The sequence below is a fragment of the Escherichia sp. MOD1-EC6842 genome, from assembly GCF_002965705.1.
Classification (GTDB): Bacteria; Pseudomonadota; Gammaproteobacteria; order Enterobacterales; family Enterobacteriaceae; genus Escherichia; species Escherichia ruysiae.
In genome coordinates this window covers 19,601-32,245 of record NZ_PTRF01000016.1, presented here as the reverse complement: position 1 = coordinate 32,245, position 12,645 = coordinate 19,601, and the positions used below count along the sequence as shown (strand labels likewise).

Genomic DNA, 12,645 nt, shown 5'->3' with positions numbered 1-12,645 from the left:
GAGAGGGGCAATGGAGTTCGCTTTTTATATCTGTGGCCTGATAGCCATACTTGCGACCTTGCGAGTGATCACCCATACCAATCCGGTACACGCACTGCTGTACCTGATTATTTCGCTGCTGGCGATTTCCGGGGTGTTCTTCTCACTGGGCGCTTATTTCGCTGGTGCGCTGGAAATTATTGTCTACGCGGGTGCCATTATGGTGCTGTTCGTGTTCGTGGTGATGATGCTCAACCTGGGCGGTTCAGAAATCGAACAGGAACGCCAGTGGTTGAAACCGCAGGTGTGGATTGGTCCGGCAATTTTGTCGGCCATCATGCTGGTGGTGATTGTTTACGCCATCCTTGGTGTTAATGATCAGGGTATCGACGGTACGCCAATCAGTGCTAAAGCAGTGGGTATTACGCTGTTTGGGCCTTACGTACTGGCGGTGGAACTGGCTTCAATGCTGCTGCTCGCGGGTCTGGTTGTGGCCTTCCACGTCGGTCGTGAAGAGCGTGCGGGTGAAGTGCTGAGCAATCGTAAAGACGACAGCGCGAAAAGAAAAACGGAGGAGCACGCATGATCCCCTTACAACATGGACTGATCCTCGCGGCAATCTTATTCGTTCTTGGCTTAACCGGTCTGGTTATCCGTCGCAATCTGCTGTTTATGCTGATTGGTCTGGAAATCATGATTAACGCCTCCGCGCTGGCCTTTGTGGTCGCCGGTAGCTACTGGGGCCAGACCGACGGTCAGGTGATGTACATTCTCGCCATCAGCCTCGCGGCGGCAGAAGCGAGTATCGGCCTTGCGCTGCTGCTGCAACTTCACCGTCGTCGCCAGAACCTGAACATCGATTCAGTAAGTGAGATGCGCGGATGAACATGCTTGCCTTAACCATTATTTTGCCATTGATTGGCTTCGTCCTGCTGGCGTTCTCCCGTGGACGCTGGTCTGAAAACGTCTCTGCGATCGTGGGCGTTGGCTCTGTGGGCCTGGCGGCGCTGGTGACCGCTTTTATCGGCGTCGATTTCTTCGCTAACGGCGAGCAGGCTTACAGCCAGCCGCTGTGGACGTGGATGTCGGTAGGCGACTTTAACATTGGTTTCAACCTGGTGCTGGACGGCCTGTCGCTGACTATGCTCTCGGTGGTTACCGGTGTGGGTTTCCTGATCCACATGTACGCTTCCTGGTATATGCGCGGTGAAGAGGGATACTCCCGCTTCTTCGCCTACACCAACCTGTTCATCGCCAGCATGGTGGTTCTGGTTCTCGCCGACAACCTGCTGCTGATGTACCTCGGCTGGGAAGGCGTGGGTCTGTGCTCCTATCTGCTGATCGGTTTCTACTACACCGATCCGAAGAATGGCGCAGCGGCAATGAAAGCGTTCGTCGTGACTCGTGTGGGGGACGTGTTCCTCGCTTTCGCGCTGTTCATTCTTTACAACGAACTGGGCACCCTGAACTTCCGCGAAATGGTGGAACTGGCACCAGCGCACTTTGCTGACGGCAATAACATGCTGATGTGGGCGACGCTGATGCTGCTGGGCGGTGCGGTCGGTAAATCTGCGCAGTTGCCGTTGCAGACATGGCTTGCCGACGCGATGGCTGGCCCGACGCCTGTTTCTGCGCTGATCCACGCTGCAACGATGGTAACCGCTGGTGTCTACCTGATCGCTCGTACCCACGGCCTGTTCCTGATGACCCCGGAAATCCTGCATCTGGTGGGTATTGTCGGGGCGGTTACGCTGCTGCTGGCAGGCTTTGCCGCTCTGGTACAAACTGACATCAAACGTGTTCTCGCTTACTCCACCATGAGCCAGATTGGTTACATGTTCCTCGCGCTTGGCGTACAGGCATGGGATGCGGCGATTTTCCACTTGATGACCCACGCGTTCTTTAAAGCGCTGCTGTTCCTGGCATCCGGTTCCGTCATTCTGGCTTGTCATCACGAACAGAACATCTTCAAGATGGGCGGCTTGCGTAAATCTATTCCACTGGTTTATCTCTGCTTCCTGGTGGGCGGCGCGGCACTGTCGGCACTGCCGCTGGTCACTGCAGGCTTCTTCAGTAAGGATGAGATCCTCGCGGGTGCGATGGCGAATGGTCATATCAATCTGATGGTGGCAGGTCTGGTCGGTGCGTTTATGACCTCGCTCTACACCTTCCGTATGATTTTCATCGTCTTCCACGGAAAAGAACAAATTCACGCTCACGCCGTGAAAGGGGTAACTCACAGCCTGCCGCTGATTGTGCTGCTGATCCTTTCCACCTTCGTTGGCGCACTGATTGTACCGCCGCTGCAGGGCGTGCTTCCGCAAACGACGGAACTGGCGCACGGCAGTATGTTGACCCTGGAAATTACCTCTGGCGTGGTTGCGGTCGTCGGCATTCTGCTGGCTGCCTGGCTGTGGCTGGGTAAACGTACTCTGGTGACCTCCATCGCCAACAGTGCGCCGGGTCGCCTGCTGGGAACCTGGTGGTACAACGCCTGGGGCTTTGACTGGCTGTACGACAAAGTGTTCGTCAAGCCGTTCCTGGGTATCGCCTGGTTGCTGAAACGCGATCCGCTGAACTCAATGATGAACATCCCGGCTGTCCTTTCCCGCTTTGCAGGTAAAGGCCTGCTGTTAAGCGAGAACGGCTACCTGCGCTGGTATGTGGCATCCATGAGCATCGGTGCGGTCGTGGTGCTGGCACTGTTGATGGTACTGCGTTGAGTTGTTGGCTGAGTGAATATACCCGGCGTTGCGCCGGGTCTGTGAACTAAGAATAAATTTTAGGTAACTGTTCCTGAAGTACAGGCGTCATCGGCGAAGTCAGACCGGATACCGCCAGCGCACAGCAACCGGAGCGTACTTAAGTACGTGAGGATTGCGAGCACTGCCGGGATTCGGGCTGGCGAGTGAGATAGCCTGAGCAGGAGTAAATATAAGGGACATACTTAGCTATGTTATTACCCTGGTTAATACTAATCCCCTTTATCGGCGGCTTCCTGTGCTGGCAGACCGAACGCTTTGGCGTCAAGGTGCCGCGCTGGATCGCGCTGATCACCATGGGATTGACGCTGGCGCTGTCGCTGCAACTGTGGTTGCAGGGCGGTTATTCACTGACGCAATCCGCCGGAATTCCGCAGTGGCAGTCTGAATTCGACATGCCGTGGATCCCGCGTTTTGGAATCTCTATCCATCTCGCCATTGATGGTCTGTCGCTGCTGATGGTCGTCCTGACCGGTCTGCTCGGCGTGCTGGCGGTACTTTGCTCGTGGAATGAGATCGAAAAATATCAGGGCTTCTTCCACCTCAACCTGATGTGGATCCTGGGCGGCGTTATCGGCGTGTTCCTTGCCATCGACATGTTCCTGTTCTTCTTCTTCTGGGAAATGATGCTGGTGCCGATGTACTTCCTGATCGCACTGTGGGGGCATAAAGCCTCTGACGGTAAAACGCGTATCACGGCGGCAACCAAGTTCTTCATTTACACCCAGGCGAGTGGTCTGGTGATGTTGATCGCCATCCTGGCGCTGGTTTTTGTTCACTACAATGCGACTGGCGTCTGGACCTTCAACTATGAAGAGCTGCTGAATACGCCGATGTCCAGTGGTGTGGAATATCTGTTGATGCTGGGCTTCTTCATCGCCTTTGCGGTGAAAATGCCGGTGGTTCCGCTGCATGGCTGGCTGCCGGATGCGCACTCCCAGGCACCGACTGCCGGTTCCGTTGACCTCGCGGGGATCTTGCTGAAAACCGCCGCTTACGGTCTGCTGCGTTTCTCCCTGCCGCTGTTCCCGAACGCGTCGGCAGAGTTCGCGCCAATCGCTATGTGGCTGGGTGTTATCGGCATCTTCTACGGTGCGTGGATGGCCTTCGCTCAGACCGATATCAAACGTCTGATCGCCTACACCTCGGTTTCCCACATGGGCTTCGTGCTGATTGCTATCTACACCGGCAGCCAGTTGGCCTACCAGGGCGCGGTAATTCAGATGATTGCGCACGGCTTGTCGGCGGCGGGTCTGTTTATTCTCTGCGGTCAGCTCTATGAACGTATCCATACCCGCGACATGCGCATGATGGGCGGTCTGTGGAGCAAGATGAAATGGCTGCCAGCACTGTCGCTGTTCTTTGCGGTGGCAACGCTTGGGATGCCAGGCACCGGTAACTTCGTCGGCGAATTTATGATTCTGTTCGGCAGCTTCCAGGTTGTGCCGGTGATTACCGTTATCTCTACCTTTGGGCTGGTCTTTGCATCTGTTTATTCGCTGGCGATGTTGCATCGCGCTTACTTCGGTAAAGCGAAAAGCCAGATTGCCAGCCAGGAACTGCCAGGGATGTCGCTGCGTGAGCTGTTTATGATCCTGTTGCTGGTGGTGCTGCTGGTACTGCTGGGCTTCTATCCGCAGCCGATTCTGGATACCTCGCACTCCGCGATTGGCAATATCCAGCAGTGGTTTGTTAATTCCGTTACTACTACAAGGCCGTAAATCGCCATGACAATAACTCCACAAAACCTGATCGCACTGCTACCGTTGCTGATCGTCGGCTTGACGGTGGTGGTTGTGATGCTCTCCATTGCGTGGCGACGCAATCATTTCCTCAACGCTACGCTCTCGGTTATTGGGCTTAACGCGGCGCTGGTTTCGCTCTGGTTTGTCGGCCAGGCTGGCGCTATGGACGTTACGCCGCTGATGCGCGTTGATGGTTTCGCCATGCTTTATACCGGGCTGGTATTGTTGGCGAGCCTCGCCACCTGTACTTTCGCCTACCCGTGGCTTGAAGGCTATAACGACAACAAGGACGAGTTCTACCTGTTGGTGTTAATTGCCGCGCTGGGCGGGATCTTGCTGGCAAATGCCAACCATCTGGCGTCTCTGTTCCTCGGTATCGAACTGATCTCTTTGCCGCTGTTTGGCCTGGTCGGTTACGCTTTCCGTCAGAAACGTTCGCTGGAAGCCAGTATCAAATACACCATCCTTTCTGCCGCAGCGTCTTCTTTCCTGCTGTTCGGTATGGCGCTGGTGTATGCACAGTCTGGTGACCTGTCGTTTGTCGCGCTGGGTAAAAACCTCGGCGACGGTATGCTCAACGAGCCGCTGTTGCTGGCAGGTTTTGGCCTGATGATTGTCGGCCTCGGCTTCAAACTCTCTCTGGTGCCGTTCCACCTGTGGACGCCAGACGTATACCAGGGCGCGCCTGCGCCGGTTTCCACTTTCCTGGCGACGGCGAGTAAAATCGCTATCTTCGGTGTGGTGATGCGTCTGTTCCTTTACGCACCGGTGGGTGACAGCGAAGCGATTCGCGTGGTGCTGGCGATTATCGCCTTTGCCTCCATCATCTTCGGTAACCTGATGGCGCTGAGCCAGACCAACATCAAACGTCTGCTCGGTTACTCGTCTATCTCTCACCTCGGCTATCTGCTGGTGGCGCTGATTGCGCTGCAAACCGGCGAGATGTCGATGGAAGCGGTAGGGGTTTACCTGGCCGGTTATCTGTTCAGCAGCCTCGGTGCGTTCGGTGTGGTCAGCCTGATGTCCAGCCCGTACCGTGGCCCGGATGCTGATTCCCTGTTCTCTTACCGTGGTCTGTTCTGGCATCGCCCGATACTCGCGGCAGTGATGACGGTGATGATGCTGTCGCTGGCAGGTATTCCGATGACGCTGGGCTTTATCGGTAAGTTCTATGTGCTGGCTGTCGGTGTCCAGGCACACCTGTGGTGGCTGGTGGGCGCCGTGGTTGTCGGTTCGGCAATCGGCCTCTACTACTACCTGCGCGTGGCGGTGAGCCTGTACCTTCATGGTTCAGAACAGCCAAACCGTGATGCGCCGTCAGACTGGCAGTACACAGCAGGTGGTATCGTGGTGCTGATCTCTGCCCTGCTGGTTCTGGTGCTGGGTGTATGGCCGCAACCGCTGATTAGCATTGTGCGTTTGGCAATGCCGATGATGTGAGTCGTCAGTCAGTAAGCTGAGAAAGCCGCCGACATGTTCGGCGGTTTTTTTATGGTGCCCTGACACCATCACCCAACAATAACCGTCAGCGCATGATTCCCTTGCCGCAGCATACGTCGATACGCACTAATCAGTTTTTCCATATCAAGCATGATCGAAGCAAAGAGTTGCCCCTCTAACTCCTCTGAAAAGGTCACTCCCGGATAAATATCCATTTCATTGAGTCGCTTAATGGAAAACTGTTTACGCAGTTCATTTCGGTCGAGTGCCTCGAGACGGTCAATAGTGGCGGCTAACTCCTGATTCCAGGTCAATCCCAGGAAACCATCGATGCCATCTTCGAGACTATGTTCACCGAGCACCGCACGACTTAGCGGATCATTCTTCGCTGGATCAAAAGCAGAGGTGCCCGTCAGGCCAAAATGTAAAAAGTCCCAGCGTTTATCAATATCCAGTCGCCTTGAGCCTGAAATCGTTTCATGAATATCGTCCATTAAAGATTTTTCATTAGACTCAATCAACTTGTTGACCTTTTCTGAGTTAATTTCTGCAAAATACGCAATCATTCCCATCTTATTTCTCCCGTCAGATTTCCTTTTGCGCATCTTAAAACAGACGCGGAAAAATAAAATATACAAGCTGCTTTTTCTGGAGCCGCCTCGAGAAAATTTTATTATTTACTGTTGTACAACAAGGTTATAACACCATCCACCACCTGCGCCATTTTCTGATAGTTCAGTCTGTCTGCGGTATCACCGGGCAGGTGATATTGTTTATTACGTTAAAAAGCGGTGTCTGTAATCATGACGGCGGGAATATCTTGCTGCCAGTAATTAAGATGGTCAGAGAAATCGATACCGGGAATAAAACCAGGACATAGGCGAGTCTGTTATTTATCACTATTAATGATAAATATCATGCTCAAATATATTGTTGGCTTGATAGATTTATATAAAAGTAGCCTGAGTCATTGGCTGATGAAACAGGGCGATTTTGCCCTGTTATCAATTAATTAAAGATTATACGTGAAACACCGCGAAATCGCTCGCCAGTTCTGTTGCCGGGAAAATTGCCCGGCATTCGCGTAATAAATGCTGACAGCCTTTATCATCATAGCGTGAGCTGACGTGAGTAATGATCAATTTGCCGACACCCGCCTCACGAGCCAGAGTCGCCGCCTGACGGCTTGAACTGTGCCCACGGCTGTTGGCTTTGGCTTCCATCTCCATATCCAGCGTTGTTTCGTGAACCATTATGTCGACACCTTTAGCAAGATCTATTGCGGCATCGCAAGGGCCGGTATCACCGAAAATGGCGATTGATTTACCCGGTGTAGGCGCGGATAAGTAATCAGCGCCGTTAATCTGCCGACCGTCTTCCAGCGTGACTGTTTTGCCTTTTTTCAAATCCTGGAACAGCGGACCTGGTTGTACGCCGGCATCTTTTAACGCCTGGGCATTCAGCGCGCCTGGTTTATCATGTTCTTCAATACGATAGCCGTAACACTCCAGTGGATGTTCCATCGGGTAAGCGGTCACTTTGCGCAGTCCATCATCAACTATTTCTCCTGCCGTAATTTCAACAATTTCCAGCGGATAATCCGTCCACGAGCCGCTAATGCGTAACGCGGTCTCAACAAATTCACGGATACCTTTCGGACCATAAATTGTTAATGGTTGCACAATGCCTGACATGGAACGACTGCATAGCAATCCGGGCAAGCCAAAAAGGTGATCGCCATGAAGATGGCTTATAAAAATCCTGTCCAGTTTTCCTGGGTTAAATGCCGTGTGCAACATCTGGTGTTGTGTACCTTCACCACAGTCAAATAACCAAAGCCCGGCTTGCGTCGGATGTTGCAGATTAAGCAATATTGCCGTGACATTACGTGTCCGGGTCGGAACACCTGCCGAAGTGCCTAAAAAAATTAATTCCATGAGTTCATCACGCTGCTGAAAATATTCCGGCTAGTATAAAGCAAACAGCACAAAGGAGCCTTCCATGATCGACTGGCAAGATCTGCATCATTCTGATTTATCCGTTTCTCAGCTTTATGCCTTATTACAACTGCGTTGTGCGGTATTTGTAGTGGAACAAAACTGTCCTTACCAGGATATCGATGGCGACGATCTGGTGGGAGAAAATCGCCACATTCTCGGTTGGCATAACGGGACACTGGTGGCGTATGCGAGGATTCTGAAAAGTGACGACGAACTGCAACCCGTTGTGATTGGTCGGGTGATTGTCAGCGAAGCCTTACGCGGCGAAAAAATTGGTCAGCAATTGATGAGTAAGGCGCTGGAATCGTGTACTCGCCACTGGCCGGAGAAGCCGATTTATCTGGGGGCGCAGGCGCATTTACAAAACTTTTATGGGCAATTTGGTTTCATCCCTGTGACCGATATTTATGAGGAAGATGGTATTCCGCATATCGGGATGGCGCGCGAGGTTATTCAGGCGTAATCGATAACCGTTGTCTATAGTTAGTGGCAGGTTTTACGCAAATGGAGAACGAGAATGTCTAATCAGTTTGGTGATACACGTATCGATGACGACCTGACGTTGCTGAGTGAAACACTTGACGAGGTACTACGTTCCTCTGGCGATCCCGCCGATCAAAAATATGTTGAACTAAAGGCGCGTGCAGAAAAGGCGCTGGATGATGTGAAAAAAAGGGTAAGCCAGGCTTCTGACAGTTATTACTATCGGGCGAAGCAGGCAGTTTATCGCGCCGATGACTACGTCCACGAAAAACCCTGGCAGGGAATTGGCGTTGGCGCGGCTGTTGGACTGGTATTAGGACTATTGCTGGCACGCCGTTAAAACCTCCCTACACTGGGGTACTGCATTTTTTCTGTAGTACCCCGTATAATGTGAGGCTTTTAACAGGGAGAGGTCCGCGTGCAATCACTTACTACGGCGCTGGGAAATCTACTGCGCCATTTGTCGCAAGAGATTCCGGCGACACCCGGCATTCGGGTTTTCGACATTCCTTTCCCTCTCAATGACGCTTTTGATGCCTTAAGCTGGCTGGCCAGTCAGCAAACGTATCCGCAATTTTACTGGCAACAACGTAATGGCGATGAAGAAGCTGCCGTGCTGGGCGCAATCACCCGCTTTACGTCGTTGGATCAGGCGCAACGTTTTCTTCGTCAGTATCCAGAACACGCCGACTTACGCATCTGGGGACTGAATGCGTTTGACCCGTCGCAGGGCAATCTACTTTTACCACGTCTGGAATGGCGGCGCTGTGGCGGTAAAGCCACGTTGCGGCTGACGCTATTCAGTGAAAATTCCCTTCAGCACGATGCAGTTAAGGCAAAAGAATTTATCGCCACACTGGCGAATAATAAACCTTTGCCCGCGTTACATTTAACCACCACGAAAGAACAACACTGGCCGGACAAAACTGGCTGGACGCGATTAATCGAACTGGCAACGAAAACCATCGCCGAAGGTGAACTCGACAAAGTGGTTCTTGCTCGGGCGACTGACCTGCATTTCGCAAGTCCGGTCAATGCAGCGGCGATGATGGCTGCCAGCCGGCGGCTCAATCTGAACTGCTATCATTTTTACATGGCCTTTGATGGCGAAAATGCTTTTCTTGGCTCAACGCCTGAGCGGCTATGGCGGCGGCGAGACAAAGCTCTGCGTACCGAAGCCCTGGCGGGAACGGTAGCAAATCATTCTGATAATAAGCAGGCGCAGCAGTTGGGTGAGTGGCTGATGGCGGATGATAAAAACCAGCGCGAGAACATGCTGGTGGTGGAAGATATCTGCCAACGATTGCAGGCCGATACCCAGACGCTGGATGTGTTACCGCCGCAGGTACTGCGCCTGCGTAAAGTGCAGCATCTGCGCCGCTGTATCTGGACTTCACTCAACAAAGCGGATGATGTGATCTGTTTACATCAGTTACAGCCAACGGCAGCCGTTGCTGGCTTACCGCGCGATCTGGCGCGGCAGTTCATCGCCCGGCACGAACCGTTCACCCGTGAATGGTATGCCGGTTCTGCGGGTTATCTCTCATTACAACAAAGCGAATTCTGCGTTTCCCTGCGCTCGGCGAAAATCAGTGACAATGTGGTGCGATTATATGCCGGAGCAGGCATTGTCCGAGGCTCAGACCCCGAGCAGGAGTGGCAGGAAATCGACAACAAAGCGGCAGGGTTGCGAACATTATTACAAATGGAATAGTAATGAGTCGCATCATTACCGATTCATATCAATAATCTATTTTTGTAGCTCCTTATACTTAGCCGCAATATTGATACCGGACAAACTCATGTCAGTAAGCGCATTTAACCGACGCTGGGCGGCGGTCATTCTGGAAGCATTAACGCGTCATGGCGTCAGACACGTCTGCATTGCCCCTGGCTCTCGTTCTACGCCGTTAACGTTAGCGGCGGCGGAAAATTCTGCATTCATCCACCACACCCATTTTGATGAGCGTGGGCTGGGGCATCTGGCACTGGGGCTGGCGAAGGTCAGCAAACAGCCGGTGGCGGTGATAGTGACTTCCGGCACGGCGGTAGCAAATCTCTATCCGGCACTGATTGAAGCGGGGTTAACCGGAGAGAAACTGATCCTCTTAACCGCCGATCGCCCGCCAGAACTGATTGACTGCGGCGCGAATCAGGCGATTCGCCAGCCGGGAATGTTCGCCTCTCACCCCATGCATAGCATTTCACTACCGCGTCCGACCCAGGATATTCCCGCTCGCTGGCTGGTATCTACCATCGACCATGCTCTCGGTACTTTGCATACTGGCGGAGTCCATATCAACTGCCCGTTTGCTGAACCGTTGTATGGCGAGATGGACGACACCGGGCTTAGCTGGCAACAACGTCTGGGCGACTGGTGGCAGGACGATAAACCGTGGCTGCGTGAAGCGCCTCGTCTGGAAAGTGAAAAACAGCGCGACTGGTTCTTCTGGCGGCAAAAGCGCGGCGTGGTCGTTGCGGGTCGCATGAGTGCGGAAGAGGGCAAAAAAGTCGCCCTGTGGGCGCAAACTCTTGGCTGGCCGCTGATTGGCGACGTGCTGTCGCAAACCGGGCAGCCGCTGCCGTGTGCCGATCTCTGGTTAGGCAATGCCAAAGCGATCAGCGAGTTACAGCAGGCGCAGATTGTGGTGCAACTGGGGAGCAGCCTGACCGGCAAACGGTTACTGCAATGGCAGGCAAGTTGTGAGCCGGAAGAGTACTGGATTGTTGATAATATCGAAGGGCGACTCGACCCGGCGCACCATCGTGGACGTCGGCTGATTGCTAATATCGCCGACTGGCTGGAACTGCATCCGGCAGAAAAACGCCAGCCCTGGTGCGTTGAAATCCCGCGTCTGGCTGAACAGGCAATGCAGGCGGTTGTGGCGCGCCGAGATGCATTTGGTGAAGCGCAACTGGCGCACCGCATCAGCGACTATCTGCCGGAACAGGGGCAACTGTTTGTCGGTAACAGCCTGGTGGTGCGTCTGATTGATGCGCTCTCGCAACTTCCGGCAGGTTATCCGGTTTATAGCAACCGTGGAGCCAGCGGTATTGACGGACTGCTCTCTACCGCCGCAGGCGTTCAGCGGGCGAGCGGTAAACCCACGCTGGCGATTGTTGGCGATCTTTCCGCACTTTACGACCTGAACGCACTGGCGTTACTGCGTCAGGTTTCCGCGCCGCTGGTATTAATTGTGGTAAACAACAACGGCGGGCAAATTTTCTCGCTGCTACCAACGCCGACAAGCGAGCGCGAGCGTTTCTATCTGATGCCGCAAAACGTCCATTTTGATCATGCTGCCGCGATGTTTGAGCTGAAATATCATCGCCCGCAAAACTGGCAGGAACTTGAAGCGGCGCTTGCCGACGCCTGGCGCACCCCGACCACCACCGTGATTGAGATGGTGGTTAACGACACCGATGGCGCACAGACCCTCCAGCAATTGCTGGCGCAGGTAAGCCATTTATGATCCTGCACGCGAAGGAAAAACACGGCAAGCCAGGTTTACCCTGGCTGGTTTTTCTGCACGGTTTTTCCGGTGATTGCCACGAATGGCAGGAAGTCGGCGAAGCGTTTGCCGACTACTCGCGGTTGTATGTTGATCTCCCAGGTCACGGCGGTTCGGCGGAAATTAGCGTCGATGGTTTTGATGATGTCACCGACTTACTGCGTAAAACCCTTGTTAGTTACAACATACTTAACTGCTGGCTGGTGGGGTACTCGCTCGGTGGACGCGTGGCGATGATGGCGGCTTGTCAGGGGATGCCGGGGCTGAGTGGGGTTGTTGTGGAAGGCGGTCATCCGGGGCTGCAAAATGCTGAACAACGCACGGAACGTCAGCGTTCCGATCACCGTTGGGCGCAGCGTTTTCGCACAGAACCATTAACGGCAGTATTTGCCGACTGGTATCAACAACCAGTTTTTGCCTCGCTTAACGACGAGCAGCGCCGGGAACTGGTGACGCTGCGTAGCAACAATAATGGCGCAACCCTTGCCGCCATGCTGGAAGCAACCTCATTGTCCGTCCAGCCTGATTTACGTGCTAACCTTAGCGCCCGCACATTTGCGTTTTATTATTTATGTGGTGAACGTGACAGCAAATTCCGCGCTCTGGCGGCGGAACTGGCTGCTGACTGCCATGTCATTCCTCGCGCCGGACATAACGCGCACCGGGAAAATCCCGCTGGCGTAATCGCAAGTCTGGCGCAGATCTTGCGTTTCTGACTAAAGGA

At 53.6% G+C, this 12,645-nt stretch carries 12 protein-coding genes and 1 pseudogene; 10 read left to right on the top strand and 3 right to left on the bottom strand.

Annotation, left to right across the window (positions count from 1 at the left end):
• Nucleotides 1-10 precede the first annotated feature (10 nt).
• From nuoJ to nuoN, 5 genes are all read left to right on the top strand, one after another.
• Nucleotides 11-565: an NADH-quinone oxidoreductase subunit J gene (nuoJ, locus tag A7Z29_RS17530; RefSeq protein WP_000393511.1), complete on the top strand. Its 555-nt coding sequence runs from the start codon at nucleotides 11-13 to the stop codon at nucleotides 563-565.
• Complete coding sequence (gene nuoK, locus A7Z29_RS17525; protein WP_000612644.1) at nucleotides 562-864, top strand: NADH-quinone oxidoreductase subunit NuoK; 303 nt, start codon at nucleotides 562-564, stop codon at nucleotides 862-864. Before nuoJ ends, nuoK begins: the two co-directional genes overlap by 4 nt.
• The gene (gene nuoL / locus A7Z29_RS17520) at nucleotides 861-2,702 is read left to right on the top strand and encodes an NADH-quinone oxidoreductase subunit L (protein WP_001056602.1); all 1,842 of its coding nucleotides are present in this window, start codon (nucleotides 861-863) and stop codon (nucleotides 2,700-2,702) included. The genes nuoK and nuoL overlap by 4 nt, the downstream gene beginning before the upstream one ends.
• Before the next feature lie 230 nt (nucleotides 2,703-2,932).
• Nucleotides 2,933-4,462: an NADH-quinone oxidoreductase subunit M gene (gene nuoM / locus A7Z29_RS17515; protein WP_000926452.1), complete on the top strand. Its 1,530-nt coding sequence runs from the start codon at nucleotides 2,933-2,935 to the stop codon at nucleotides 4,460-4,462.
• A 6-nt stretch (nucleotides 4,463-4,468) separates the two neighbouring features.
• Nucleotides 4,469-5,926: an NADH-quinone oxidoreductase subunit NuoN gene (gene nuoN, locus A7Z29_RS17510; protein WP_000156703.1), complete on the top strand. Its 1,458-nt coding sequence runs from the start codon at nucleotides 4,469-4,471 to the stop codon at nucleotides 5,924-5,926.
• 68 nt (nucleotides 5,927-5,994) lie between these two features.
• Here the strand turns inward: nuoN and A7Z29_RS17505 are convergent, their stop codons facing one another.
• The 3 genes and pseudogenes from A7Z29_RS17505 to rbn all read right to left on the bottom strand — a co-directional run bounded on the left by A7Z29_RS17505 (nucleotide 5,995) and on the right by rbn (nucleotide 7,863).
• Nucleotides 5,995-6,498, bottom strand: a complete 504-nt coding sequence (locus A7Z29_RS17505) for a YfbM family protein (RefSeq protein WP_105290555.1) — start codon at nucleotides 6,496-6,498, stop codon at nucleotides 5,995-5,997.
• Nucleotides 6,499-6,599: 101 nt separating this feature from the next.
• Nucleotides 6,600-6,800: pseudogene (locus tag A7Z29_RS17500) on the bottom strand (M28 family peptidase); the annotation flags it as partial.
• Between the two features lie 145 nt (nucleotides 6,801-6,945).
• The gene (gene rbn, locus A7Z29_RS17495) at nucleotides 6,946-7,863 is read right to left on the bottom strand and encodes a ribonuclease BN (protein ID WP_105290554.1); all 918 of its coding nucleotides are present in this window, start codon (nucleotides 7,861-7,863) and stop codon (nucleotides 6,946-6,948) included.
• A 64-nt stretch (nucleotides 7,864-7,927) separates the two neighbouring features.
• Here rbn and A7Z29_RS17490 point away from each other — a divergent pair, with 64 nt between their 5' ends.
• The 5 genes from A7Z29_RS17490 to menH all read left to right on the top strand — a co-directional run bounded on the left by A7Z29_RS17490 (nucleotide 7,928) and on the right by menH (nucleotide 12,637).
• Nucleotides 7,928-8,389: a GNAT family N-acetyltransferase gene (locus tag A7Z29_RS17490; protein ID WP_000568146.1), complete on the top strand. Its 462-nt coding sequence runs from the start codon at nucleotides 7,928-7,930 to the stop codon at nucleotides 8,387-8,389.
• Between the two features lie 54 nt (nucleotides 8,390-8,443).
• Nucleotides 8,444-8,749, top strand: a complete 306-nt coding sequence (gene elaB / locus A7Z29_RS17485) for a stress response protein ElaB (protein WP_000070617.1) — start codon at nucleotides 8,444-8,446, stop codon at nucleotides 8,747-8,749.
• 78 nt (nucleotides 8,750-8,827) lie between these two features.
• On the top strand, nucleotides 8,828-10,123 hold the full coding sequence (gene menF, locus A7Z29_RS17480) for an isochorismate synthase MenF (protein ID WP_105290553.1): 1,296 nt from the start codon (nucleotides 8,828-8,830) through the stop codon (nucleotides 10,121-10,123).
• 88 nt (nucleotides 10,124-10,211) lie between these two features.
• Nucleotides 10,212-11,882, top strand: coding sequence for a 2-succinyl-5-enolpyruvyl-6-hydroxy-3-cyclohexene-1-carboxylic-acid synthase (gene menD / locus A7Z29_RS17475; protein WP_105290552.1), 1,671 nt, complete (start codon nucleotides 10,212-10,214; stop codon nucleotides 11,880-11,882).
• Nucleotides 11,879-12,637 (top strand): 2-succinyl-6-hydroxy-2,4-cyclohexadiene-1-carboxylate synthase, encoded by a 759-nt coding sequence (menH, locus tag A7Z29_RS17470; RefSeq protein WP_032225771.1) that lies wholly within the window; start codon nucleotides 11,879-11,881, stop codon nucleotides 12,635-12,637. Before menD ends, menH begins: the two co-directional genes overlap by 4 nt.
• Nucleotides 12,638-12,645: the final 8 nt, after the last annotated feature.

Bases quoted from the DNA above. Each gene is read 5' to 3' on its own strand.
- nuoL (WP_001056602.1), top strand. From the start codon at position 861: ATGAACATGCTTGCCTTAACCATTATTTTGCCATTGATTGGCTTCGTC.
- rbn (WP_105290554.1), bottom strand. From the start codon at position 7,863: ATGGAATTAATTTTTTTAGGCACTTCGGCAGGTGTTCCGACCCGGACA.
- nuoN (WP_000156703.1), top strand. From the start codon at position 4,469: ATGACAATAACTCCACAAAACCTGATCGCACTGCTACCGTTGCTGATC.
- menD (WP_105290552.1), top strand. From the start codon at position 10,212: ATGTCAGTAAGCGCATTTAACCGACGCTGGGCGGCGGTCATTCTGGAA.
- nuoK (WP_000612644.1), top strand. From the start codon at position 562: ATGATCCCCTTACAACATGGACTGATCCTCGCGGCAATCTTATTCGTT.
- nuoJ (WP_000393511.1), top strand. From the start codon at position 11: ATGGAGTTCGCTTTTTATATCTGTGGCCTGATAGCCATACTTGCGACC.
- A7Z29_RS17505 (WP_105290555.1), bottom strand. From the start codon at position 6,498: ATGGGAATGATTGCGTATTTTGCAGAAATTAACTCAGAAAAGGTCAAC.
- nuoM (WP_000926452.1), top strand. From the start codon at position 2,933: ATGTTATTACCCTGGTTAATACTAATCCCCTTTATCGGCGGCTTCCTG.
- menH (WP_032225771.1), top strand. From the start codon at position 11,879: ATGATCCTGCACGCGAAGGAAAAACACGGCAAGCCAGGTTTACCCTGG.
- elaB (WP_000070617.1), top strand. From the start codon at position 8,444: ATGTCTAATCAGTTTGGTGATACACGTATCGATGACGACCTGACGTTG.
- A7Z29_RS17490 (WP_000568146.1), top strand. From the start codon at position 7,928: ATGATCGACTGGCAAGATCTGCATCATTCTGATTTATCCGTTTCTCAG.